The sequence below is a fragment of the Streptomyces sp. NPDC040405 genome, assembly GCF_055595765.1.
Genome location: NZ_JBVIVI010000005.1, coordinates 322295 through 346352 on the forward strand (window position 1 = coordinate 322295; position 24058 = coordinate 346352).

A 24058-nucleotide genomic window follows, 5' to 3' on the forward strand; every position below is an offset into this window, starting at 1 on the left:
TGACCAGTCTCTCCCCCCGGCGGGCGCCGACCCTCGCGGGTAACCGGTAGCGTGAGCCGACGATTCGGCAATCGCTTATCAAGGAGACCCGGTGACGCAGAGCGGACAGGGCGACGAGCCGCAGCTGCCTGCGGTCCGTGAGGGCGTTGTACTGCCCGCTCAGACCGACCAGTGGCCCGCTGAGCCCCCGGAGTCCTCGGGGCCGCACGTGGGACAGCAGCACGGCGCCCCGGCCGGTGGCCAGGCGTGGGGCCAGCCCTGGGGACCCCAGGACGCACCGCAGGGGCCGCCCCCGCAGGGCGCGGCCCCCGCGCCGTCCGCACCCGCCGGGCCTCCCGCGGGCGCGGGCCCGCTGCCGCCCGAGGGCGCGCCGTACGGTCAGCCGGGTCAGGGTTTCGGCCCGCCGGAGCCGGGGCCGGACCAGTCGTTCGGGGCGCCGCCGCAGGATCCCGGGCAGTCGTACGGTGCGCCGTACGGGCCGCCGCAAGGGCCGGACCAGTCGTACGGGCCGGACCAGTCGTACGGGTCGCCGCAGGGCTGGGCGGCGCAACAGCCGCTGCCGCAACAGCAGTCGCCGCAGCAGCACCAGCCGCCCGCGTACGCACAGCCCCAGCCTCCGCAGCAGCCCCCTGCGTACCAGCAGCCCCAGCCGCCGCCCGCGTACGCCCAGCCGCAGCAGCCTCCCGCGTACCCGCAGCCGCCGCAGGCGCAGTCCCAGCCGTTGCCGGACAGACCGGCGCAGCCGCAGCCGGAGCCGTACGCGGGTGCCGCCGACGAGACGCAGATGCTGCCGCCGCAGCCCGCCGCGGGGGACGCCGAGGCGACCCAGTACATACCCCCCGTCACCGGGCCCCCGCAGCAGCCGTCCGCCAGCGCGCCGCTGCCGCCCGAGAACCGGCCCGCCAAGGCCGAGGCGCCCGGCGAGTCCACCACCCAGCTGCGCACGGTGCGCCCCGGCCGGGGCGCACACCGCGGCCGTGGGCAGCAGCCCGCCCCCGCCGCTCCGGCGGCGGGGGCCGCCGAGGAGACCGCCGTGCTCCCGGCCCCGGTCCCGGCCGCCGCGCCGCCGCAGACCGCCCCGTCCCGGCGCGGTCGCCAGCAGCAACAGCAGCAGCCGCCGAAGCCGACCGGCTCCCCCTTCGCGATCCGCCCCGGCCGTCCGGGCGACCGGCCGCCGCCCGCCGAGTTCGACGGGCTGTTCCGGGCCGATGACGGCGGCGCCGCGGGCGCCGGTGCGGAATCCCCCGGCGAGACGCAGCAGATGCCGCAGTTCACCGCCCCGGCCCCGGCCCCCGGGGACGCGGGCGGCGGGCACGGTGGCGGCCGCGGTGGGCGCGCCGGGCGGGGTGGGCGCCGTCGCCGGATGTCGCCCGCCGTGCTCATCGGCATCGTGGTCGCGGGCTGCGGGGTCGCCGGGCTCGCAGCCGGAGCCGCGCTCAGCGCGGGCGGTGACGACGAGAAGAAGGACGACAACACGACGCTGGGCAGCAGCTCGGAGACGAGTGCCGGTGAGGACGAGCCGAGCAAGTCGGCCGATCCCGCGGAGCCGCAGGCGAAATCGCTGGACGCGCTGCTCAAGGACAGTAACAACAGCCGCTCTGCGGTGATCAACGCCGTGAACAACATCAAGTCCTGCAAGGACCTGCCCAAGGCCGCCTCGGACCTGCGCACGGCCGCCCGGCAGCGCAACGACCTGGTGACCCGGCTGGGCAAGCTGACCGTCGACAAGCTGCCGAGCCACGCGCAGCTGACCGCGTCGCTGACCAAGGCGTGGAAGTCCTCCGCGCAGGCCGACAACCAGTACGCGGCGTGGGCCGATCAGGCCCGCGGCAAGAAGGGCTGCCAGAAGGGCCAGGCCCGCCGGACCGGGCGGGTCGGGGCGGCCGAGCGGGCGAGCGGCGAGGCGACCGCGGCCAAGCGGAAGGCGGCCGAGCTGTGGAACCCGCTCGCGGGGAAGTACGGCCTCACCAAGCACGAGGCCACCCAGCTGTGAGCAGCGGCGCCTGAGCCGACAAAGCCGCCGGGCCCGGACGAACCCGGCGGCCCGGCGGAACCCGGCGGCTCAGTCCCGGGGGCCGTACCGCTCCAGTGTCTTCGCCACGTCGACGAACCCCTTGCGCACCGCGACCAGCCGCCCGCGGCGCACCACCTGGTAGGTGACGTCGGGGTTCACGATCCGCGGGTAGTCCGCCACGTTCAGCGGGTCGTCGTAACCCCAGCGCAGTGGGGGCGTCAGCCCGCCCGTGTCGACCTTGTGGCCGTGGTCGAGCGCGTTGCGCACGGTGCGCGCGCTGATGTCGTCCGGGTTCAGGGACATCAGGACGGAGCGCAGCGCGGTGTAGGCGATCCAGGTGGTCTGGGTACCGGCGTCGTCGGGGTCGATGCGGTTGTCGTCGAAGGCGTACTTGTTGATGACCTTCTTCATCGGGCCCCAGCGGGGATCGTCCGGAGCCGGGTACCAGCCCGTGGCGTACGTCCCCTCCAGCGGGCTGTTGCTGCCGCCCGTGCTGTCGACCAGGGACTGCCGGACGCTGCCCATGATGGAGGCGATCCGCACCTTGGGGCGTTCCTCCTGGACGCGCCGGAAGGAGTCGAAGAAGGTGCCCGTGCGGTTGCCGAGCGCGGCGGTGACGCAGGAGCTCTGCAGCTTCGCGCCCGCGGCGGCGGAGCCCAGCGAGCTGTCGGCGCCGACGTCCTCCAGGGCGGTGGTGGCCTGCGAGCTGTAGTCGCCCGCGCCTTCGGGGGCGCGTATGTCGTGGGCGGGCGCGCGGCCCGCCGCCTTGAGACCGGCGTCGAGGAGTTCGGGGAGTTCGTCGCCCGCGATGGTGTCGGGGCGTACCAGCGAGACGCGCTCGCAGCGGGAGCCGAGCTGGCGGCCGTTGCCCGCGAGCAGCGTGGCCTGGCCGCCGTTGACGGGGTAGGAGTACGGGCTGTTGAACTCCTCCTGGGTCAGCCCGTAGCCGCCGATGTACGGGATGCCTGCGACCTCCAGCGGGGAGGTGAACGAGCGGCCGTGCTGGCTGTACGAGCCGACGACCGCGACGGCCTTCGCCTTCCCGGCCTGCTGTGCGCAGCGCGCGGCCTGCACCGAGTCGTTGCGCTCGTTGCAGGTGACCACCTTGAGCTTGCGGCCGTGGATGCCGCCGTTGTCGTTGACCCAGCGGGCATACGCCTGTGCCATGGCGGGCATTCCCGGCATATTGGTCGACTTGGTGCCCTCGGGGGCCCAGGTCATCACGACGATGGGTTTTTTGTCGGCCCCCTTCGCCATCCCTGGCAACGAGCCGCAGCCCGTCAGCGAGGACGTGCCGACCGCGGTGCACAGTACGGCGACGGCGGCTGCTCGGAGGGTGCGGGGGGAGGGGCGTCGCCGTCCGGTCATAGCATGGGAGCCTGGTGCTCCGGACGGAACGCATCCGCTATGCAAGGGAACGCACGGGTATCGGGAAGGTGAACACCCGGGGGGCGATGCGTCCCCCTGTGTGAAGAACGTACGATCGATCACTGTGCAAGGTTCGGAGAAGTCTTCCCGTCGCGGCCATCGCTCGACCACCATGGGCGGTATGCCTGTCAACGACATGCCGTGGTGGCGCTGGCGTACCAATGTGCGCTCGGGGCTGCACATGCTCTCTGACCCGGTCTTCCAGCAGGAGTGCTGGCTGGCCGGGCAACCCGGATACGGCGACGTCACGGACGCCGTCTACCGCCTGGTCGAGGACACCTGGCTGGACAACTGGTCGGCCGAGAAATACGTCGGAACGATCTTCCGCGACTCCCAGGAGGCGGCGCTCGTCGATGTCGCCGTGCTGCGGGTGCTGAGGATCCTCCACCAGGTCGGCGCGGACGCACCGGTCTCGGCGTACCTCGAACACCACGGCTGGCCGGAGGCGATGCGGGCGGCCCGCGACGCCCATGTCCGGCTGGCCGCCAACGACGGCGAGGACCCGGACGTGCCGCCGCGCACCCTTGAGGTGCTGGCGATCATGACGCAGGCCGCTTAAGGCGGCTGCCCGACGGCTGCCCGGTGGCCGCCGGGCGGTCGTCGGGCGGTCGTCGCGGTCTCAAGGAGTGTCGCGGGTGTGCGACGCTATGGAGTCATGAGCGAGTCGCATTCCGCCCCCGACCAGTACATCCTCACGCTGTCCTGCCCGGACAAGCAGGGCATCGTGCACGCCGTGTCGAGTTTCCTCTTCATGACCGGCTGCAACATCGAGGACAGCCAGCAGTTCGGGGACCGCGACACGGGGCTCTTCTTCATGCGGGTGCACTTCCGCGCCGTCTCCCCGGTGAAGGTGGAGGACCTGCGGGCGAGCTTCGCGGCGGTCGGGGACTCCTTCGGGATGGACTGGCAGATCCACCGGGCGGACCAGAAGATGCGCGTCGTGCTGATGGTCAGCAAGTTCGGGCACTGCCTGAACGACCTGCTCTTCCGCTCCCGGATCGGCGCGCTCCCGGTGGAGATCGCGGCGGTGGTCTCCAACCACACCGACTTCAAGGAGCTGGTGGGCTCGTACGGGGTCCCGTTCCGGCACCTCCCGGTGACCAAGGACACCAAGTCGCAGGCCGAGGCGGAGCTGCTGGAGCTGGTGCGGGCGGAGAACGTCGAGCTGGTGGTGCTGGCCCGCTATATGCAGGTGCTCTCGGACGACCTGTGCAAGCAGCTGTCCGGCCGGATCATCAATATCCACCACTCCTTCCTCCCGAGCTTCAAGGGCGCCAAGCCGTACCACCAGGCCCATGCGCGCGGGGTGAAGCTGATCGGTGCGACGGCCCACTACGTGACGGCCGACCTGGATGAGGGCCCGATCATCGAGCAGGAGGTCGAGCGCGTCGGCCACGAGCTGACCCCGGACCAGCTGGTCGCGGTCGGCCGCGACGTGGAGTGCCAGGCCCTGGCGCGCGCGGTGAAGTGGCACAGCGAGCGCCGCGTGCTGCTGAACGGCCACCGGACGGTCGTCTTCGCCTGACGCCTGACGCCTGACGCCTGACGCCTGACGCCTGACGCCCGACGCCCGACGCCTGACGGCTCCCCGGCGCGCGGGCGGGGGCTACAGCCGCGAGAGCGAGGCCGTCGCGAACAGCACGTCGCGGATCGCCTCCACGTCCCCGGACTGTCCCACCGCCGCCTCCTGCGGCGGCACATGCCCGGCGGCGAGCTGGTAGAACGCCTCCGGGTCCAGCGCGATCTCCGCCACCGTCTCCTCCGCCGTGCCCACGGCGGCCGGTGAGTCCAGCGGGATGTACCAGTTGCCGCCGCCGGTGCCCTCGACCTCCAGCCGGAGCGTACGGCCCGGGGCGCCCGCCTCGACCAGGCGGCGCGGCGGGGCGGCGAGCCCGGCGCGGCGCCGCTCGGCCAGCGCGTCGGGCAGCAGCCGGGCACACAGGTCGATCATGGCCTTGAGGTGGGCGGAGGCGGGGAGTTCATACGGGTAGTCGACGGCCTCGGCGATGTCCCCGGCGTGCACCCAGCACTCGAAGGCGCGGTCCAGGAACGCGTCGCGGACCGGCAGCGTGAAGTCCCCGAACGGAACGGCGAGATCCGAGGCCCCGCGCCCGGCGAACGACACCGTACGGACCAGCGCGTGCCCCTGCTCGCGCCACAACTCCCGCAGCGGCGTGGACGGACCGCTCCCGCCCGCTGCGCCGGGCTCCGCGTGCCAGTACGCGTCCGTACGGGCCGAGAGCGAGCCGGGGGCGTGGTCGCCGAGCGGGTCGGGCAGCCCGAGGGAGGCGGCGACGACGCCGTCCACCACCATCAGATGCCCGATGACCCCGGCGACGGTGGTGCCCCGGCTGGTGAGCCGCTGCCCGTCGAACCACTTGAGCCGCACCGGAGCGCGCCATTCGGCCTCGCCCATGTCCCGCAGCAGCGCGTCCAGCCGGGCGGCCTCCGCGTCGTACGCGGCGGCCCAGCCGGGCACGGGTATCCGGGCGGGGCGGCGGCCGAGGCATCCGGCCAGCACCCGGGAGCGGAGCAGCGGGTCGAGGTCGAGGCTGTGCTCGGCGTGCAGCAGCCCCACGGCCTCGCGCAGCCGCAGCGCCTCCTCGGCGCACGAGGTGCAGTGGTTGAGGTGCGCCTCGACGGCGGCCGTCTCGTCCGGGGAGCACGCGGTGAGCGCCCAGGCGCCGAGGAGCGACCGCAGGACGTCATGCGAGGGCGGTCGCCGCGGGACGCTTTCCGGATGTGTCGGAACAACTTCCTCTTTCGGGCCTTCCGGAGGTCCCGGTATTTCCTGGTCTATTTCCTCTTCTTCTGGGCCTTCTTGGGCATCCGGTTCGGGCAGCAGCGGCAGCGGGCCCGGCCAGCCGCTGGTGTCCTCGGGGGCGGACCGGGGCGTCGGGATGCGGGGCGGCCCGGTCGGTTCGGGCGGCGTGCCCGACGTGTCGCCGGGTCCGTCTCTGCCGTCGCCGGATCCGCCGCCGGAGCCCTCGCCGTACTCGGGATACCGCTCCGGGCCGCTCGCGCCGCTCACAGCGCCCGCCCGTAACCGGGCGGCGCCATGGTGCGCGGTGGTGGGACGTAGGCCGTGGACAGCAGTTGAAGCCCGAGCCGCAGACGGCGCCTGGCCTCGTCCTCGGTCACTCCCAGGGCGGCGGCGGCCTGGCGGTAGTCGCGGCGGTCGAAGTAGGCCAGCTCCAGGGCGGCGCGCAGCGGCGCGGGCATGGAGGTGACGATGTAGTCGGCGCGTGCCGCGACGGAGGCGTCGCGGATGCGCTCCTCGACGGCGACGTCATCGCCGTCGCTGCCGCCGCCGCCCTCCGTGGTGGTCTGCGCCCGGAGCCGGTGCACCGCCTGGCGGTGGGCGAGCGTGGCGATCCAGGAGCGCAGGGAGCCGTGCTTGGGGTCGTACGCGTCCGGGTTCTCCCAGACGTAGCCGAAGACCTCGCGGGTGATGCGGTCGGCCGCGTCCTCGTCTTCCAGGACGCGGTGGGCGAGATGGTGGACGAGGGAGGCGAAGCGGTCGTACAGCTCGCCGAGCGCGGCGGCTTCGCCGCGCGCCAGCCGCTGTTGCATCCTGCGGTCCCAGCGGGGCGGTGCGTCGTTCACCATGCGGCCCCCATCCCTGTTCGTCGGCCGGGTCTCCTGGCACTATGCCCACCTTCATATCGAATGTAGTGCCGGGGGCTGACACAACGCGCCTCCATGCGGCAAAGTGCGGCACAACGCGGCTGCGGATGGTATTGGGTCGGTCACGGTGCGCAGGACCGGCGCGACGAAACGCTTCGGCGGGGCATAGGCTCGTCCCCACGGCATGGAGACAGGGGGAGTTTTATGCGGTGCCGGGCGGGCAGCCGCTCTGGAACAGCAAATTCCGGTTAGCTGCGAGCGAAGGGCTTCGAGCGCGTGACGTTGAAGGTGATGGAGGACGGACGGGGGGAGTGGGTCGTCCTGCAGGTCTCCGGCGAGATGGACCTCGTGACCTCGCCCGCAGTCCGGCAGCACGTCCACGACGCGGTCGCCGAGGGCCGCCACTCCCTGGTGCTCGACCTGTCCGAGGTTCGCTTCTGCGACTCCAGCGGCGTCGGCGTCCTGATCGCCGCGCGGCGGCTGATGCGGTCGTGTTCGGGCCGACTCCGGCTGATCCTCCCGCCCCAGGACGCCGCGCACGGCTCCCATGTGCACCGCGTCCTCGCGGCCCTGGGCGTCCGCCGCCTGTTCGACGTCTACCCCAACCTGATGGTGGCGACGGAACCCGACGGCGACGAGCGAAACACCGCCGACTCCCTCTCGGCCTGAGCTTTCCAGCCGTTCCGCCCTGTCGGCTGATCCAGCCCGGTGGTGGCTGTTCCGGCTTGAAGCCGACGGTTCCGGTCCCGGCTCTTCCAGCCCGGCCGGCGTTTGAGGCCACGCCCGGAGGGCGTCCGGGGTCCGGGGCTTGCCCCGGTTCGGGAAGGGGCGGGGTGGGGAAGAAGCCCCCGCGCCCTACGGCCGTGGCGGCACCTTCGGGAAGTCCGCCAGCACCACGAAGCCCCCCTCCTCCGTCGGCTCCGCCCTGAGCGTGCCGCCCAGCAGCACCGCCCGCTCCCGCAGCCCCACCAGCCCATGGCCCCCGCCCGGCAGCCCCGGTGCCACGGCCGAGGCGTCCGGCGGCCCGTTCCGTACCTCCACCCGCAGCCCCCGCCCTTCGGCGGCCGCCTCCGTGATCCGTACGGTCACCCGCGCCCCGGGCGCGTGCTTGCGCACATTGGTCAACGCCTCCTGCACGATGCGGAACGCGGCCCGCTCCACCGCCTCCGGACGCCCCGCCCGCCTCGCGTCGCCGGCCTCCTCGTACGCCACGTCCAGCGCGCTCAGCTCGATCAGCCGCGGCAGATCCGCCAGCCGGGGCTGCGGGGTGAGCTGTTCGAGGTCGCCGCCCGCAGCCCGCAGGATGCCGACCATATGGCGCAGCTCGTCCAGCGTCCGTACGGACAGCTCGCGGATCGTCCGCGCCCCCTCCCGCGCCCGCGCGTCCTCCGCGCTGATCTGCACCGCCCCGGCCTGCAGGCTGATCAGGCTGACCTGATGGGCGACGACATCGTGCATCTCGCGGGCCAGCCGCGCGCGTTCGGTGCTCAGCACCTGCTCGGCGATCAGCTCGTCGGCATGGCGGCGGCTGCGGGTCAGATCGTCCAGCCGGGCGGCGAGTTCGCCCCGGGTGCGCACCAGCAGGCCCAGCGCGATGGGCCCGACGGAGGTGATGGACGCGTCGATCAGCGTCAGCGTGTTCTCCCGGTACGCGGTCGGCTCGAAGTCGGACACCGGCCACGGAATGAAGTGCGCGGCGGCCAGCAGCAGCGCCGAGACGCCGAGCAGCCGTGGGCCGGGGCGGCGTTCGGCCACCGTATAGAGCGCGATCATCGGCGCGAACCAGATGTAGCCGATGAGGATGCCGGGCAGGGTGACCAGGAAGACCGGCGCCGGGAAGCGGCGGCGCAGCAGCAGGGCGGCCGCCGCGATCAGGGAGACGTTCAGTTCCAGGCCGAGGGTGACGCCGTTGACGAGCAGCGCGTCGGCCACGGCGAGCACGGCGGGGACCAGCAGCGGCCCCCATCGCCGCACCCACCCCGGCAGCTTGCGCCGCCACGACGGCGACGCGGCCGCGGTCACCGCGGCCCGCCCGCCCCCGGGCGGCTGGTGATCAGCCCGGCCCGGTCGGCGACGATGGCGGCCTGCACCCGGTTGAGCCCGCCCAGCTTGGCGAGCACCGCCCGCACATGGTCCTTGACGGTGCTGGGCGCGAGCCCCATCCGTTCGGCGATCTGCGGATTGGCCAGCCCCTCGCCCAGCAGCGCGAGCACTTCGCGTTCGCGCGGGGTGAGGGCGTCGACGGCGGAGGCGGCGGTCGCCTCGGCCTCGGCGGCGAGATAGCCGCCGATGACGGCCCCGGTGACGCCGGGGTCGAGGACGCTGCCGCCCTGGGCGAGGGTGCGCACCGCACGGACGAGCTGTTCCGGTTCGGTGTCCTTGAGGAGGAAACCGGCCGCCCCGGCGCGCAGCGCGGCGGTCAGGTATTCCTGGGCGTCGAAGGTGGTCAGCATGGCGACGGTGGGGGAGCGGGGCGCGGCCCGCAACTGCCCCAGTACGGTGAGCCCGTCGGCGTCCGGCATGCGGATGTCGAGGAGGACCACGTCGGCCTCGCTGCCGAGCACGGTCTCGACGGCCGTTCCGCCGGAACAGTCGGCCACCACCTCGATGTCCGGGGCCGTGCCCAGGATCAGCCGCAGGCCGGATCGTACGAGCGCCTCGTCGTCGACCACCGCAACACGGATCACCGGCCGCTCCCTCCCTCAGCTGTCATGCGCATTGTTCGCACAGCCTGCCGCATCGGAGCATCAATATGGAGTGGTCTCCTCCGCCCTGTTGGGGGGATCACCCCTCCGATCGGCGGGGGGCGAGGGAAGACCAGGGACGGATGTCCGCGCTCCCGCGGCCGGGCAGAGTGGATCACATGCCGCACCACTCCGCGGGGTACACCCGACCCCCCGCCCCAGCAGCGCGTCATACGGCCTCTCGGCGCGCTGACGACGCCGTGGCCGAAAATGGCCGCGGTGCGGGGCTGGAAGCGGGGCGCTACGGCGCTCGACGGGCCGCCGCGACCCCCACACGCGGCGGCCTGTCCACCCTTTGACCCGCCCGCCGAGCCGTGCCGACCGGCCCTCGCTGGGGGAGGACCGGCCCGTCGGGGCCTGACCAACTCCGAGCGGCCCCGGCCCGGCGGGCGTACCAACCGCCCCCACTTTCATGGCTGGCAGGTGTCAGTGCGCGCCCTCGATGGGCGGTTCGGCCGGTGCCGGACCCAGCGTCGTGGTGCCCGGTGCGGCCCGGTGTCCCAGCCCCGTGCGGTACGCGTCCATCGCGGCCTCCAACCGCCCCTCGCGCCGCAGCAGATCGCCCAGCAGCCGGCACAGGTCGGCCAGGTCACCGGCGGCGCCGGTGCGTTCCAGCAGCGACAGCGCCGCGCAGTAGTGCTCCTCCGCGCCCTCCGCGTCGCCGCGCTCGTCGGCTATCAGCCCGAGCAGCCGGTGCGCGCCGCCCGCGTGCACCGCGCCGCGCTCCGCGGTGAGTTCGACGGCGTCCAGCCCCTCCCCGGACTCCCCGGACCCACCGGAAGCATCCCCGGCCTCCCCGGGGGCGTCCCCGGCCTCCCCGGATCGCGCCAGCAGCGGTCTCAGCAGCGCCTCCGCTTCGGCGGTGCGGCCGCGGCGTCGCAGCACGTCCGCAAGCTCCACCTCCACCTGCACTGTGAACAGCGCGGCCCGCTTGGACGCCAGCATGTCGCGGGCGATGCGCAGTTCGCTCTCCGCGCGCTCCAGGTCGCCGTCCTGCGCGTGGACGTAGCCGCGCATCCAGTGGCAGTGGGCCAGGTCGGTGCGCAGCCGCAGCTGTTCGTACAGCTCCTGCGCCTTGGCCAGCGAGGCGTCGGCCTCCGCGGTGCGGCCCTCCGCTATCAGGGTGCGGGCCACTCCGCGGTGCATCTGGGCGACGAGTTCCGTGTTGTCGACGCTGGGCGCCAGCGCGAGGGAGAGTTCGGCGGCGCGCACCGCACGGGCGTGCGCCCCCATGTCCATGTACGGGGCGATCGAGGCGGTGTAGAGCAGCAGCAGGGCGTTCGGGTCGTGCAGCCCGGAGGCGTTCAGCTCGTCGATGGCGCTCTCCAGCAGATAGCAGGAGTAGCGCAGCTCGCCCGCGAGCAGATGGGCCACGGCGCGGCCGCGGATCGCCGGGACGCGGCGCGTCAGCGGCTCGTCGGCGAGCAGCTTCTCGGCGGCCTCGAAGTGGTCGCGCGCGGCGGTCAGTTCGCCGGTCTCCATGGCGCAGTCGCCGAGCCCCAGCAGGGCCGCGGCCCGCTCGTCGCCGAAGCCGAGCCGCTCGGCCTCGGCGCCCAGCGCCGCGAAGCGGGCGGCCGCGTCCTCGGTGTCGCCGGTGGCCAGCGTCTTCCGGGCGTCGGTGAGTCCGGCGCGCAGCCGGGTGGCGTCATGCGGAGAACGGCCGGTGGCCAGCTCCTCGTAGGTGACGCCGAGGCGGGCGGCGAGGTGGCGCAGGGCGACCTCGGAGGGGCGCACCTTCCCGGATTCCAGCGTGGAGACATACGCCGCGGTGTAGGCCGGTTCGGCCAGCTGCCGCTGGGTGAACCCCCGTTGTGTGCGCAGCTTGAGCACCCGGCGCCCGATCGCCGCCGTACCCTCCGCCCCCGCCACTCGACCGTCTCCGGCGCTCTTTTCGGCCACCGTGCCCTCTTCTCCCCGGCGGTAACTTAATCGCCGGGCTAAGTCCATTTACGTGAGGATTAATAAGATGCAGCAGGCGATGGATACAGCACCGGAAGGGTCGGGCGCCACGGCGACCGTCCGTCAGCCGGGACTGCTCCTCACCGACCACCATTTCGACGTACCGCTTGACCATAAGGCTCCCGGAGGCGAACGGATCCGGCTTTACGGCCGAGAGGTCGCCGCCGCGGGCACGCCGGACACGGAGCGCGAGCGGATGCCGTGGCTGCTCTACCTCCAAGGCGGCCCCGGATTCGGCGCCGACCGCCCCGTGGGCCGCTCCGGCTGGCTCGACCGCGCGCTCGACGAATACCGGGTGCTCCTCCTCGACCAGCGCGGCACCGGCCGCTCCACGCCCGCCACCCGTCAGACCCTGCCGCTGCGCGGCACCCCCGAGCAGCAGGCCGACTACCTGGCCCACTTCCGCGCCGACTCCATCGTCCGCGACTGCGAGCTGATCCGGTCCCGGCTGACCGGCGGCCGCCCCTGGACCGTCCTCGGCCAGAGCTTCGGCGGCTTCTGCGCGGTCAGCTATCTGTCGTACGCGCCCGAAGGTCTCGACACGGTGCTGCTCACCGGCGGGCTGCCCGGGCTCGGCGCCTCCGCGGACGAGGTGTACCGGGCCGCCTATCCGCGGATGGAGCGCAAAACCCTCGCCCACTACGGCCGTTACCCGGGCGACGCGGACACGGTCCGCCGCCTCGTGGGCCATCTCGCCGCGCACGAGGAGGTGCTGCCGGACGGCACCCGGCTGACCCCGGAGGCGTTCCAGCAGGTCGGCATCCTGCTCGGCACCTGCGACGGCTCGCACCGCCTCCACTACCTGCTGGAGGACGCCCTCGTGGAGACCGCCGCCGGACCGCGGCTCGCCGACGCGTTCGCCGAGCAGATCGCCGCCGTCCTCTCCCGCTCCGGCAGCCCCCTCTACACCCTGCTGCACGAATCCGTCTATGCCCAGGACGGCCGCGCCACCGCTTGGTCCGCGCACCGCGTACGGGACGAATTCCCGCGCTTCGACGCCGTGACGACGGCCGCCGAGGACCGTCCCGTCCTGCTGACGGGGGAGTCCGTCCACCCCTGGATGCTGGAGACCCACGCCGCGCTGCGCCCGCTGCGCCGCACCGCCGAACTGCTCGCGACACGCACCGGCTGGGGCCCGCTGTACGACCCCGAACGGCTCGCCCGCAACACCGTGCCGGTGGCCGCCGCGATCTACCACGACGATCTGTACGTCGACACCGCCCACTCGCTGGCCACCGCCCGCGCGATCCGGGGGCTGCGGACCTGGGTGACGGACGAGTTCGAGCACGACGGGGTGCGGGCCGGTGGCCGCCGGGTCATGGACCGGCTGCTGGCGCTCGCCCGGGACGAAGCGGCATGACGGTGTGACGGAGCGTCACGTCGGCCGGGGGCGCGAGGGTGGATATAGGGCCTGATGGTCGATTTCCTTAGCGATTTCCCTAGTTCCCATTGCTCGGGCCTTCCTTTGGCCTTAGGTTGAGCCGCGAATTAATCGTGTTTAACAGGCCGCTTACGGAGCGAACGTCGGGAGCCCCCGTGCGCAGAGGGATTTGGCGAGACCGCCACGCCCCCTTACGCGCCGCTGCCGTCGCCGGGGGCGTGGCGCTGACGGTGGCGTGGGCCGCCGCCGTCGCCCCTTCGGCGTCCGCCTCCGCCGAGCGGGCCGGGCGCACCCATGAGGTGGAGTACTTCACCGGCCCCGGCACCCACCCCCGGCACACCGAGGTCCCGGCCGCCACCCCCGCCCGGCTCACCCGCGGCGACCGCGCGCTCTCCCCCGCCGAGACCGCCGCCGACGGCGACGTCGCTTCGGTCATCGGGAACGGCCCCTCGGCCGACAAGGTCGACGTCGTCTTCGTCGGCGACGGCTACACCGCCGCCCAGCAGGACGACTTCCACGCCGACGTGCGCTCCAAATGGGCGCAGATCTCCGCCGTCGAGCCGTACGCCGCCTATCGGGACCTGTTCAACGTCTGGTCCGTGGACGCCGTCTCGAACCAGTCCGGCGTCTCCGGTGATCCGTCCAAGGGCGTCGTCAAGGACACCGCCCTCGACTCCTACTTCTGGTGCGACGGCACCGAGCGGCTGCTGTGCGTCGACACCGGCAAGGTCGAGTCGTACGCGGCGAAGGCGCCGGAGGCCGACCTGGTGATCGTGCTGTCCAACTCCACCAAGTACGGCGGCGCGGGCTACACGGTCAGCTCCGGCGTCGGGTACGACGGCATCGCCACCGCGTCCTCCGACCACCCCGACTCCGACCAGGTCGCCGTCCACGAGACCGGCCACTCCGTCGGCGGCCTCGCCGACGAGTACGTCTACGCCGCGAACGGCACCTACACCGGCGCCGAACCCGACGAGCCCAACGCCACCAAGCTGACCGCCGCGCAGCTCACCGCGGAGAAGCGGAAGTGGTACCGCTGGATCGGCCAGAGCTCACCGGACGGCGGCACGGTCCGCGCGTACGAGGGCGGCCGCTACTACCCCAAGGGCCTCAACCGGCCCACCGAGAACTCGATCATGCGCACGCTCGGCCGCGAGTACAGCCTGCCCGGGCGGGAAGCGATGATCGCGGGCTTCTACCGCCACGCCAGCGTGCTCACCAGCCGCACCGGCACCGCCGCCCCGCTCGCCCGGGCGGCGAACCTCAAAGTGAGCGTGGTGAAGGCCGCCTCGCTGAGCTGGTACGTGGACGGCGCCGAAGTCGCCGCGGCCCGCGGCAAGAAGACCGTCACCCCCGCGTCGCTCGGCGTCCGGCCCGACGGGAAGCCCCACACCGTCACCGCCAGAGCCGCGGACACCACCCGCGCGGTGAAAGACCCCGCGCTGCGCAAGCTGCTGACCGCCTCCCGCACCTGGAAGGTGCCCGCCACCAGCTGACGCGCCCCACCAGCCGCCGCCCCGTGGACCCCCGCCGCGGGGCGGCTTTGGTCCTGCGGCTCGCTTCGGTCCTGTCGATGCGGGGCGGCCGCGGTCCGCCCCTGTAACATCGGCACGCTCTACGATCCCCGACGCGGCCCGTCCGCTCAATCGCCCCCAAGGGTGAGCGCGCAGGTTCGCGTTCCCCCGGCGCGCGGCTCATCGCACAAGGCGCCGGAGGCGCCCACCGGAGGCTGTGCCTCCGAAGCCGTGAGGCAAGATGAGGCCATGGGTAACTCCGGGGGAAATACCGGCCTGCTGGCCGGGCGTTATCGGCTGGTCTCACGGCTCGGCCGCGGTGGCATGGGCACGGTCTGGCGGGCCGTTGACGAACTGCTGGGCCGCGATGTCGCGGTCAAGGAACTCCACGTGGACGAGGGCTTCGGGCCCGACGACCGGCTGCGTGGGGAGCGCGCGCTGCGTGAGGCCCGTACGGTCGCGCAGATCAAGCACCCCAACGTGATCGTCCTCCACGACGTCGTGGAGCAGGACGACCACCCGTGGATCGTCATGGAGCTGGTCGACGGCTCCTCGCTCGCCGACCGGCTGGGCGCGCAGGGCCCGCTCGGGCCGCATGAGGCGGGCCGGGTGGCGGCGGCGCTGCTGGACGCGTTGCGGGTGGCCCACGCGCGCGGGGTGCTGCACCGGGACATCAAACCGGCGAACGTGCTCATCGAGGCGGGCACCGGGCGGGTCGTGCTGACGGACTTCGGGATCGCCCAGGTCGACGGGGCCACCACGCTCACCGAGGCCGGTGCGTTCGTGGGCTCGCCGGAGTACACGGCGCCGGAGCGGATGTCGGGGCGCCGTACCGGGCCCGAGTCGGATCTGTGGTCGCTCGGCGTGCTGCTGTGCACGCTGGTGAGCGGCGTGTCGCCGTTCCACCGGGAGTCCGTGGCGGCGGTGCTGCACGCCGTCGTCTACGACGAGATCCACGTACCGGAGGCCGCCGGGCCGCTGCGGCCGCTCATCGAGGGGCTGTTGCGGCGCGACACGGACACCCGGCTCACCGCGGACGAGGCGAGCCGGATGCTGCGCACGTACCTCGGCGCGGGGGACACCTCGGGGTTCTCCGCGCAGCGCACCCCGACGCAGTCGAACGCGCTGCCCGGAACCCCGGCGGGCACCCCGGCCGGATCCCCAGTGGGAACGCCGCTCGCCTCGACCGCCCCCGTCCCGGCGGGGCGCCGCGCCCCCAGGCGCCGTACGGTGCTGATCGCCGTCGCCGCGGTCGTCGCCCTCGCCGGGCTCGGCGCGGGCACGATGGCGCTGCTGGACGACGGCGACAAGAGCACGACGGCCGGTGACCGCGGCGCGGCCCGGGTCGCGGAGAAGGACACCGGCAAGGACGCGGGCAAGGACACCGGCAAGGACGCGGGCAAGGACGCGGAACCGGCCGAGGACGCCTCCGACCGTACGGCCTCCCCGAAGGCGTCCGAGGGCGCGACGGCGTCCACGTCCCCCGACCCGGGCGCGGGCCCGTCGGGCGCGGTGCCCGAGGGGTACGAGCGGGTCCACGACCCGGCCGGGTTCTCGCTCGCCGTGCCGAAGGGCTTCGCCCGCGAGGACAAGTCGCCCCGGGTCTACTACAACTCGCCCGGCCTGGAGTTCCGCATCGGCGTCCACCCCCAGGAGCCGGACCCGAGGGGCCCGCTGGCGGTGAGCCGGGAGGCGGACGCCAAGGGGCCGGGCGACTACAAGGGGTACCGCAACGGGCAGGTCATCGAGACCACGCAGAACGGGCACCCGGCCGCGCTGTGGGCGTTCGTCTGGGACGGTTCGGCCGATGACGGCGGCTCGCGGCAGACCTTCGATCTGAGCTGGAACGAGGGCGGCAAGATGTACGACCTGTGGCTTTCCGTCCCGGTCGAGAAGAAGGTCGAGGGGAAACGGTACTTCGATACGGCCGTCGCCACCTTCGCCCGGACCGGCGCAACGGGCTGACCCCGGTCGCAACGGCTTTGTCACGAGCCGTCCCCGCAGCCCACCGCGGGTGGCGGTGTTCACTGCCGACCGGGTAATGATTTGCGCATGACGAACGACGGGGGACGGGCGAACGAGCCCAGCAGCTACGATCTGCGGCCGCCGCAGCAGGCACCACCACAGGCACCGCCAGCACAGGCACCGCCGCGGCAGGCCGTGCCGCCCGCGCCGCCGCGCCAGGCGGGGCCCGGTGCGTACGAGCCCACGCAGGCTTCCGGGCAGCGCCCCGCGGACCCCCGCGACCCGCGCGCGGCGGCCCCCGGCGCGCAGCACGGCCCGGACGCCGGGAACGGCCCCGACTCGGGGCGGCTCATAGGCGGCCGCTACCGGCTCCTCGGGCGGCTCGGCCACGGCGGCATGGGCACCGTCTGGAAGGCGCACGACCAGATCGTGGACCGCGAGGTGGCGGTCAAGGAGCCGCGCGTTCCCGAGCAGCTGCCGGACCGCGAGCGGCAGACGGTCTACCAGCGGATGGAGCGCGAGGCGCGCGCCGCGGCCCGGATCGACCACCCCTCCGTCGTCACCGTCCATGACGTGGTGGTCGAGGACGGCCGCCCCTGGATCGTGATGGAGCTGGTGCGCGGCGAGTCGCTGGCCGACCGGCTGGCCGAGGGCACGCTGGATCCGCGCGAGGCGGCCCGGATCGGGCTGGCCGTGCTGGGCGCGCTGTCGGCCGCGCATGCCGCGGGCGTGCTGCACCGGGACGTCAAGCCGGACAACGTGCTGCTCGGCCGGGGCGACCGGGTGGTCCTCACCGACTTCGGCATCGCGCAGGTCGAGGGCGAACAGGGGCTGACCGAGACCGGCGGCTTCGTCGGCTCGCCCGAATTCATCTCGCCCGAGCGGGTGCTCGGGCAGCGGCCGGGCCCGGCGTCGGACCTGTGGTCGCTGGGCGTCGTGCTGTACGCGGCGGTCGAGGGCATGTCCCCGTTCCGCCGCTCGCACACCCCCGCGACCCTCCAGGCCGTGCTGTCGGCCGAACCGCAGCGGCCCGCGCGGGGCCCGGACGCGCTCGGCTCCATCACCATGCGACTGCTCCTCAAGGACCCGGCCATGCGCCCGTCGGCGGCCGAGACGCGGGAGGCGCTGGAGTCGGTCGTACGGCCGGCGCCGCAGCCGCTTCCGACGGTGCTCACGGCGGGCGGCGGATACGGCGGCCCGGCGCGGCGGAGCGACGCCGCCCAGGGCGGCAGCCGGTTCGTCCCGCCGATCCTCCACAAGAACCGCAAGGCGCAGTTCGGACTGGGCGCCGTCCTCGTGGTGATCGCGTCCGTGCTCGTGCTGGTCTTCACCCAGCCGTTCGCGAGCGAGGACCCGTTGCCGTCCGGCTGGACGGTCCGCGAGGAGCGCGATGTGGTGGCCGCCTCGCTGGCGGTGCCGAGCGCGTACAAGCGGATACAGGACGACAGCGACGTGAGCGCGCCGAGCGTCACCTTCGGCGACCCCGGCGGCGTCTACACCATCACCCTGACCAAGCTGGTCTCCGACTCGGAGCGGAAGATCACGAACACCGCGGGCCTGGCCGGGCAGATCGTCGCGAACTACAAGAGCGGCGCCCTGTCGACGATGGACGAGGCGAGCAGCGAGAAGCCGAAGGAGACGCGGCAGCAGGGCGAACCCGCGACGGACCTGAACACCACCTACTACAAGCCCGGCACCACCAGCGACGACAACCGCATCCTCTATCTGAACCGCGATCACGTCTACGTCAGCGACGATCACGTCGCCTGGCAGCTGACCGTGACGATGCCCGCCAGGGGCGACGCCCGGGTGACCGGGGACGCGCTGTACGAGGACGTCGTGAAGAACCTGAAGATCGAGGGCATCTGAGCGGTAGCCACAAATAGTTACCGCCGGGTACCCAAACCGCCCGGCCGGGGCCTACCCTCGCCCCCATGACCGACTCGCAGGACAGCGCACAGGACCAGGCCACAACGGCGCCACCGGCACCCGCCGACGGAAACCCGGTCGCCGCCAAGGGCGCCCGGACCGCCGCCGACGTCGTCACCCCCGAGCTGGTCGCCCGGCTCGCCCGGTCCATCGTGGGCAGTGGCAGCACCGTCAACCACACCCCGTTCACCGGGGAGGTCCTGGCCTCCGGGCTGCCCGAGTCCACCCCCGAGGACGTCGCCACCGCCTTCGAGCAGGCCCGCGCGGCCCAGCGGGCGTGGGCCGCCACGCCCGTGCGCACCCGCGCCGCGGTCTTCCTGCGCTTCCACGACCTGCTGCTGCGCCGCCAGTCGGAGGTGCTGGACCTCATCCAGCTGGAGACCGGCAAGACCCGGCTGCACGCCCATGAGGAGATCCAGGGCGTCGTCCTGGCCGCCCGCCATTACGGCCGCAAGGCGCCCGCCTATCTGCGCCCCAAGTCCCACCTGGGCGTCGTCCCCACGCTCACCAAGGTCACCGAACTGCGCCAGCCGCGCGGTGTCGTCGGCCAGATCGTGCCGTGGAACTACCCGCTGGAGCTGTCGGTCGGGGACGCGATACCCGCCTTCGTCGCGGGCAACGCGGTCGTCATGAAGCCGGACACCGAGACCGTGCTGACCGCCCTGTGGGCGCGTGAACTGATGCTGGAGGCCGGAATGCCTCCCGGCGTGTGGCAGATCGTCGTCGGGGACGGCCCGGTCGTCGGCCCGGCCGTGGTCGAGCACGCCGACTACGTGTCGTTCACCGGCTCCACCGCCACCGGCCGCGGCGTGGCCCAGGCCGCCGCCGCCCGCCTGGTGGGCTGCTCGCTCGAACTCGGCGGCAAGAACGCCATGCTGGTGCTGCGCGACGCCGACCTCGACCGGACTGCCGAGGGCGCGGTCCGCGCGTGCTTCGCCTCCGCGGGGCAGCTGTGCATCTCCATCGAGCGGCTGTACGTCCACGAGTCGGTCGCGGACGACTTCCTGGAGCGGTTCGCGGCCCGTACGAAGGCCATGCGGCTCGGCTCGGCCCTCGCGTACGGCGCCGAGATGGGCTCCCTCGTCTCCGCACGCCAGCTGGAGACCGTCACCCGCCATGTGGAGGAGGCCGTCTCCAAGGGCGCCACGGTCGTCGCGGGCGGCCGCCCCCGCCCGGACATCGGCCCGTACTTCTACGAGCCGACGATCCTCGACGGCGTGGAGGCGCCGATGGCGGTATGCACCGAGGAGACCTTCGGCCCGGTGGTGTCCGTCTACCGCTTCACCGACGAGGACGAGGCGATCGAGCGCGCCAACGCCACCCCGTACGGCCTGAACGCCAGCGTCTGGTCCAAGGACGGCCGCCGGGGACGCGGGGTCGCGGCCCGGCTGCGCGCGGGCACCGTCAACGTCAACGAGGCGTACGCCGCCGCGTACGGCAGCGTCGCCTCCCCGATGGGCGGCATGGGCGACTCCGGACTCGGCCGCCGCCATGGCTCGGAGGGCATCCTCAAGTACACCGAGGCGCAGACGGTCGCCCAGCAGCGGGTGATGCCGCTCGGCCCGTCCTTCGGCCTGACGGACGAGAAATACGCGGACTTCATGAGCCGCAGCCTGCGCGCCATGAAGGCCCTGCGGCTGCGCTGACCGGTACGCATCGACGGGAGGTACCCGTGACAGGGGACAAGCGCACCGACAACACGCCTGACGACGCGTACGACTACGACGTGCTCGTCGTCGGGTCGGGCTTCGGCGGAGCCGTCTCGGCCCTCCGGCTGACCGAGAAGGGCTACCGGGTCGGCGTCCTGGAGGCGGGCCGCCGCTTCACGCCCGAGACCCTGCCCAAGAACTCCTGGGACCTCCGCAACTACCTCTGGGCCCCGGCCCTCGGCCTCTTCGGCATCCAGCGCATCCATCTCCTCGGCAAGGTGATGGTGCTGGCGGGCGCCGGGGTCGGGGGCGGTTCGCTCAACTACGCCAACACCCTGTACGTACCGCCCGAGCCGTTCTTCCGGGACCCGCAGTGGGGCCGCATCACCGACTGGCAGGAGGAGCTGGAGCCGTACTACGACCAGGCGCGGCGGATGCTCGGCGCCCGGCTCAACCGGACCATGACCCCCTCCGACGTCCATCTCAAGGCGGCCGCCGAGAAGATGGGCGTGGGGGACACGTTCCACATGGCGCCCGTCGGCGTCTTCTTCGGGGACGGCGAGGACTCCGACGGCTCGGCGAAGGCCGCGCCGGGGGAGGCGGCCCCGGACCCGTACTTCGGCGGCGCGGGCCCGGCCCGCCGGGCGTGCACCCAGTGCGGGGAGTGCATGACCGGCTGCCGCCGCGGCGCCAAGAACACCCTCAACGAGAACTACCTCTACCTCGCCGAGCGGACCGGTGCCGTCGTCCACCCCATGACGACCGTGGTCGCCGTGTGCGACGACCCGGACGGCGGCCACCGCGTCAGCACCGTCCCGACCGCGAACCGCCGCAAGGGCAAACCGAAGACGCTGCGCGCGCGGTACGTGATCCTCGCCGCCGGTACGTACGGCACCCAGACCCTGCTGCACACCATGCGCGACCGGGGCCTGCTGCCGCGGCTGTCGGACCGGCTCGGAATGCTCACCCGCACCAACTCCGAGGCCCTGGTCGGCGCCCAGACCACCGACCGCCGCCACCGCGCCCGGCGCGGGGAGCGCCCCGACTTCAGCCGCGGCGTCGCGATCACCTCGTCCATCCACCCGGACGAGAACACCCACATCGAGCCCGTCCGCTACGGCAAGGGATCCAACGCGATGGGCATGATGTCCATCCTCCAGATCCCGGAGGGCCGCGGCCCGCGCTGGCTGCGCTTCCTCGCGGCCAACCTCCGCCATCCGACGCTGGCCGCGCGCTCCCTGTCCAACCGGCGCTGGTCCGAGCGCACCATCATCGGCCTGGTCATGCAGACCCACGACAACTCGCTGACCACGTACCGCAAGCCGAAGGGCCCGGGCAAGGGCCTGCTGACCGCCCGCCAGGGCCACGGCACGCCCAACCCGGACCACATCCCCGAGGGCGCGGCGGCGGCCCGCCATCTCGCCGAGTCGATCAACGGCTTCGCGGGGAGCAACGTCGGCGAGCTGATGGGCACCCCGCTGACCGCCCACTTCCTGGGCGGCTGCCCGATCGGGGCGTCGGCGGAGGAGGGCGTGATCGACCCGTACCACCGGCTGTACGGCCACCCGGGGATCCTGGTGGTGGACGGCTCCGCCGTCTCGGCCAACCTGGGCGTCAACCCGTCCCTGACCATCACGGCACAGGCGGAACGGGCGATGTCCCTATGGCCCAACAAGGGAGAAGAGGACCCCCGCCCGTCCCCGAACGAGCCGTACACCCGAGTCCCCCCGGTGTACCCGACAACCCCCGCAGTCCCAAGAACGGCGTTCGCCGCCCTCACTACTGTTGTGGGCAATCGTCCCGCGGGGCGGGACGGGTGGGCACAACCCACCCACCGGCCCGCACCCGACAACGAAACCCCGTAGGGCCACCCCGCAAGAGGGTGACCCTACGGCGTACGGCCTGGGCTCAGGCCGAGTGACGCCGCCGCACAACGAACACAGCCCCGCCACCCACGGCCATCGCAACGCCACCGATAAGCCCGATCATCGGCAGCGCGGAGGAAGACCCGGTCTCGGCGAGCTTCCCGGACACCGGCACCTCGCTCAGCTCGGCCCCACTCTGCGGCACGGGCCGGTTGCCCTTGTCGCCCGGCTTCGGCTTGGCGTCGTCGATCGGCCCCGGCTTGCTGCCCGCGACCAGCACGTCGAAGTCGTACTCCGTGGCCTCGGAGTAGCCGCAGACGTCGTCCTCGTTGTGGTACGCGCCGATCGCGAAGCCGAACCCGTAGCTGCCCGGCGTCTTGGCGTCGACCTTCAGCCGCAGCTTGGCGTCGGCGTACTCACCGGGCTTCAGCTCGCCGATCGAGGCGAAGTAGCCCGCCTCGTCGCTGATGGCCTTCCAGCTGCCGCTGTCCTCGTCGTACGACTGCACGGTGAGGAGCTTCGAGACGTCCTCCAGCTCGTCCTTGCTGATGGCGTACATCTGCACGTACGCGTCCACCGACTTCATCGCCTTGTCGGAGGTGTTGGTCGTCCGGAACGTGAACGGCACCCAGCCCGACCCGGCCACGACCTTGCTGGGCAGCCCGCGCAGCTCGGTGGTGACGGCGGCCTCCTCGGACGCCTCCTCGCAGGTCGGGTCGGTCGGTACGTCCGTCGGCTCGGCCGTGGGGCCGGTGGTCGGCTCGTCGGTGGGCTCACCGGTCGGCTCGTCCGTCGGCTCGTCGGTGGGCTCGTCCGTGGGCTCATCGGTCGGCTCGTCCGTCGGCTCGTCCGTGGGCTCATCGGTGGGCCCGGCCGTGGGCTCGTCGGTCGGCTCCGACGTCGGCGGGATCGACGGCTCCTCGCTCGGGTCGCCGCCATCGCCCGGCTCGGTGACCGACGGGCTGGGCGACGGGTCCGACTCGGCGAAGGCGGCGGGCGCGGCGAGCAGTGCGGCAGGAGCTATGGCGGCCGTCGCTACGGCGGCCACCAGTGTGCGGCGAATCTTCATGAAGACCTCTTCTGGAAGGCCGTCGCGGTGGGGCGCGGAATGGCCGTGCGTTCGGTTTGCACGTACATGACCAACCCGGTGGCCGAAAGGTTGCCTTCACAGTTGCTCACAGAATGGTCACAGAACCCACAGACGCATCAGCCGGAACAGGCGTAGGGCCCCGGGACGTCCGAGCGGGTCGGATGTCCCGGGGCCCTAGGCGGTCAGCACCGGCGTCAGGGCAGCGCCGGTGCTGAGGGGGCGGCGCCGGGGGGTTGCGCCGCGGGCTCGGGGCTGGGAAGGCGGAAAACCGGGGAAAGCAGGAAATTCGATGGGGGGAGGAGGAAGGTGCGTCAGGGGCGTACGCCCGCGCGGCCGAACTCGTGATCAGGCCGTGGTCGGACCAATGACGGGTGCTGACCCGGGGTGTTTTCCCTCACTGCATCGTGCTGGATGCGGCGCTCCGGGCGCAACCGTTTCGACTGGATACGGTCGGTCCCAGGCGTCCCCGGGACCGACCGCCCTATGGATGGTGACCGGGCTGCTGTCCCCTGCCGACCGGTCACCTCGCCGACGCGGCACCGGGCTCAACGAGCCCGTTCGCGGGCCGGTCACCCGCCGTACGGGTGATGGCGGCCGCCCCCGCCGGGTCAGGCCCGGCCGCGGCACAGCTCCAGCAGCGTCATGGCGAGGGCCGTACCGGGCTTGCCGAGCGTCCGGCGGTAGCGGTCGAGGATCTCCATCTCGCGGGAGAGGTGCACCCGCCGCCCGCCCGACGCCATCCGCGCCTCCTGGACGGAGGCCGAGACCGCCATCCGTTCCCGTACGAGGTCGAGGATCTGCCCGTCGAGGGCGTCGATCCGCTCGCGCGCGGAACCGATCACGGCGGCGGTGTCGGTACCGGTCGTATCAGAGGGGGTGGTGCTCATATCCGT

At 73.0% G+C, this 24058-nt stretch carries 18 protein-coding genes; 10 read left to right on the forward strand and 8 right to left on the reverse strand.

Annotated elements, in window-relative coordinates; translation table 11 throughout:
• Nucleotides 1-91: 91 nt before the first annotated feature.
• Nucleotides 92-1993 (forward strand): hypothetical protein, encoded by a 1902-nt coding sequence (locus ACZ59A_RS22715; protein ID WP_470961084.1) that lies wholly within the window; start codon nt 92-94, stop codon nt 1991-1993.
• 69 nt (nt 1994-2062) lie between these two features.
• Here ACZ59A_RS22715 and ACZ59A_RS22720 read toward each other — a convergent pair whose 3' ends face one another.
• A complete protein-coding gene (locus ACZ59A_RS22720) occupies nt 2063-3382 on the reverse strand; it encodes an ABC transporter substrate-binding protein (RefSeq protein ID WP_470961086.1) in 1320 nt (439 codons plus the stop codon).
• Nucleotides 3383-3554: 172 nt separating this feature from the next.
• Here ACZ59A_RS22720 and ACZ59A_RS22725 point away from each other — a divergent pair, with 172 nt between their 5' ends.
• Nucleotides 3555-4001: an SCO4402 family protein gene (locus tag ACZ59A_RS22725; RefSeq protein ID WP_468049514.1), complete on the forward strand. Its 447-nt coding sequence runs from the start codon at nt 3555-3557 to the stop codon at nt 3999-4001.
• Between the two features lie 96 nt (nt 4002-4097).
• A complete protein-coding gene (gene purU, locus ACZ59A_RS22730) occupies nt 4098-4967 on the forward strand; it encodes a formyltetrahydrofolate deformylase (RefSeq protein ID WP_470961088.1) in 870 nt (289 codons plus the stop codon).
• A gap of 81 nt (nt 4968-5048) precedes the next feature.
• On the opposite strand, the gene ACZ59A_RS22735 is transcribed toward purU, so the two are convergent.
• A complete protein-coding gene (locus tag ACZ59A_RS22735; RefSeq protein WP_470961090.1) occupies nt 5049-6473 on the reverse strand; it encodes a zf-HC2 domain-containing protein in 1425 nt (474 codons plus the stop codon).
• Nucleotides 6470-7051: a sigma-70 family RNA polymerase sigma factor gene (locus ACZ59A_RS22740; RefSeq protein ID WP_470961092.1), complete on the reverse strand. Its 582-nt coding sequence runs from the start codon at nt 7049-7051 to the stop codon at nt 6470-6472. Before ACZ59A_RS22740 ends, ACZ59A_RS22735 begins: the two co-directional genes overlap by 4 nt.
• Nucleotides 7052-7360: 309 nt before the next feature.
• Here ACZ59A_RS22740 and ACZ59A_RS22745 point away from each other — a divergent pair, with 309 nt between their 5' ends.
• Nucleotides 7361-7738 carry an STAS domain-containing protein gene (locus tag ACZ59A_RS22745; protein WP_468049506.1) on the forward strand — a complete coding sequence of 126 codons (378 nt, stop codon included), beginning with the start codon at nt 7361-7363 and terminating at the stop codon, nt 7736-7738.
• A gap of 186 nt (nt 7739-7924) precedes the next feature.
• Here ACZ59A_RS22745 and ACZ59A_RS22750 read toward each other — a convergent pair whose 3' ends face one another.
• The 3 genes from ACZ59A_RS22750 to ACZ59A_RS22760 all read right to left on the reverse strand — a co-directional run bounded on the left by ACZ59A_RS22750 (nt 7925) and on the right by ACZ59A_RS22760 (nt 11760).
• Nucleotides 7925-9091 carry a sensor histidine kinase gene (locus ACZ59A_RS22750; protein ID WP_470961094.1) on the reverse strand — a complete coding sequence of 389 codons (1167 nt, stop codon included), beginning with the start codon at nt 9089-9091 and terminating at the stop codon, nt 7925-7927.
• Nucleotides 9088-9756 (reverse strand): response regulator, encoded by a 669-nt coding sequence (locus ACZ59A_RS22755; protein WP_470961096.1) that lies wholly within the window; start codon nt 9754-9756, stop codon nt 9088-9090. Before ACZ59A_RS22755 ends, ACZ59A_RS22750 begins: the two co-directional genes overlap by 4 nt.
• Nucleotides 9757-10239: 483 nt before the next feature.
• Nucleotides 10240-11760: a helix-turn-helix domain-containing protein gene (locus tag ACZ59A_RS22760; RefSeq protein WP_470961098.1), complete on the reverse strand. Its 1521-nt coding sequence runs from the start codon at nt 11758-11760 to the stop codon at nt 10240-10242.
• A gap of 31 nt (nt 11761-11791) precedes the next feature.
• Here ACZ59A_RS22760 and ACZ59A_RS22765 point away from each other — a divergent pair, with 31 nt between their 5' ends.
• The 6 genes from ACZ59A_RS22765 to ACZ59A_RS22790 all read left to right on the forward strand — a co-directional run bounded on the left by ACZ59A_RS22765 (nt 11792) and on the right by ACZ59A_RS22790 (nt 22075).
• Nucleotides 11792-13132, forward strand: coding sequence for an alpha/beta fold hydrolase (locus ACZ59A_RS22765; protein ID WP_470961100.1), 1341 nt, complete (start codon nt 11792-11794; stop codon nt 13130-13132).
• Between the two features lie 176 nt (nt 13133-13308).
• Complete coding sequence (locus ACZ59A_RS22770) at nt 13309-14649, forward strand: M64 family metallopeptidase (RefSeq protein ID WP_470961102.1); 1341 nt, start codon at nt 13309-13311, stop codon at nt 14647-14649.
• Between the two features lie 267 nt (nt 14650-14916).
• A complete protein-coding gene (locus ACZ59A_RS22775; protein ID WP_470961104.1) occupies nt 14917-16632 on the forward strand; it encodes a protein kinase domain-containing protein in 1716 nt (571 codons plus the stop codon).
• An 87-nt stretch (nt 16633-16719) separates the two neighbouring features.
• The gene (locus ACZ59A_RS22780; protein ID WP_470961106.1) at nt 16720-18501 is read left to right on the forward strand and encodes a serine/threonine-protein kinase; all 1782 of its coding nucleotides are present in this window, start codon (nt 16720-16722) and stop codon (nt 18499-18501) included.
• 65 nt (nt 18502-18566) lie between these two features.
• Complete coding sequence (locus tag ACZ59A_RS22785) at nt 18567-20207, forward strand: succinic semialdehyde dehydrogenase (RefSeq protein ID WP_470961108.1); 1641 nt, start codon at nt 18567-18569, stop codon at nt 20205-20207.
• Between the two features lie 26 nt (nt 20208-20233).
• Complete coding sequence (locus ACZ59A_RS22790) at nt 20234-22075, forward strand: GMC oxidoreductase (RefSeq protein ID WP_470961110.1); 1842 nt, start codon at nt 20234-20236, stop codon at nt 22073-22075.
• Between the two features lie 43 nt (nt 22076-22118).
• Here ACZ59A_RS22790 and ACZ59A_RS22795 read toward each other — a convergent pair whose 3' ends face one another.
• Together ACZ59A_RS22795 and ACZ59A_RS22800 are read right to left on the reverse strand one after the other, a co-directional pair.
• Nucleotides 22119-23144, reverse strand: a complete 1026-nt coding sequence (locus ACZ59A_RS22795) for a PT domain-containing protein (protein WP_470961112.1) — start codon at nt 23142-23144, stop codon at nt 22119-22121.
• A 629-nt stretch (nt 23145-23773) separates the two neighbouring features.
• A complete protein-coding gene (locus ACZ59A_RS22800; RefSeq protein WP_470961114.1) occupies nt 23774-24052 on the reverse strand; it encodes a chorismate mutase in 279 nt (92 codons plus the stop codon).
• Nucleotides 24053-24058 lie beyond the last annotated feature (6 nt).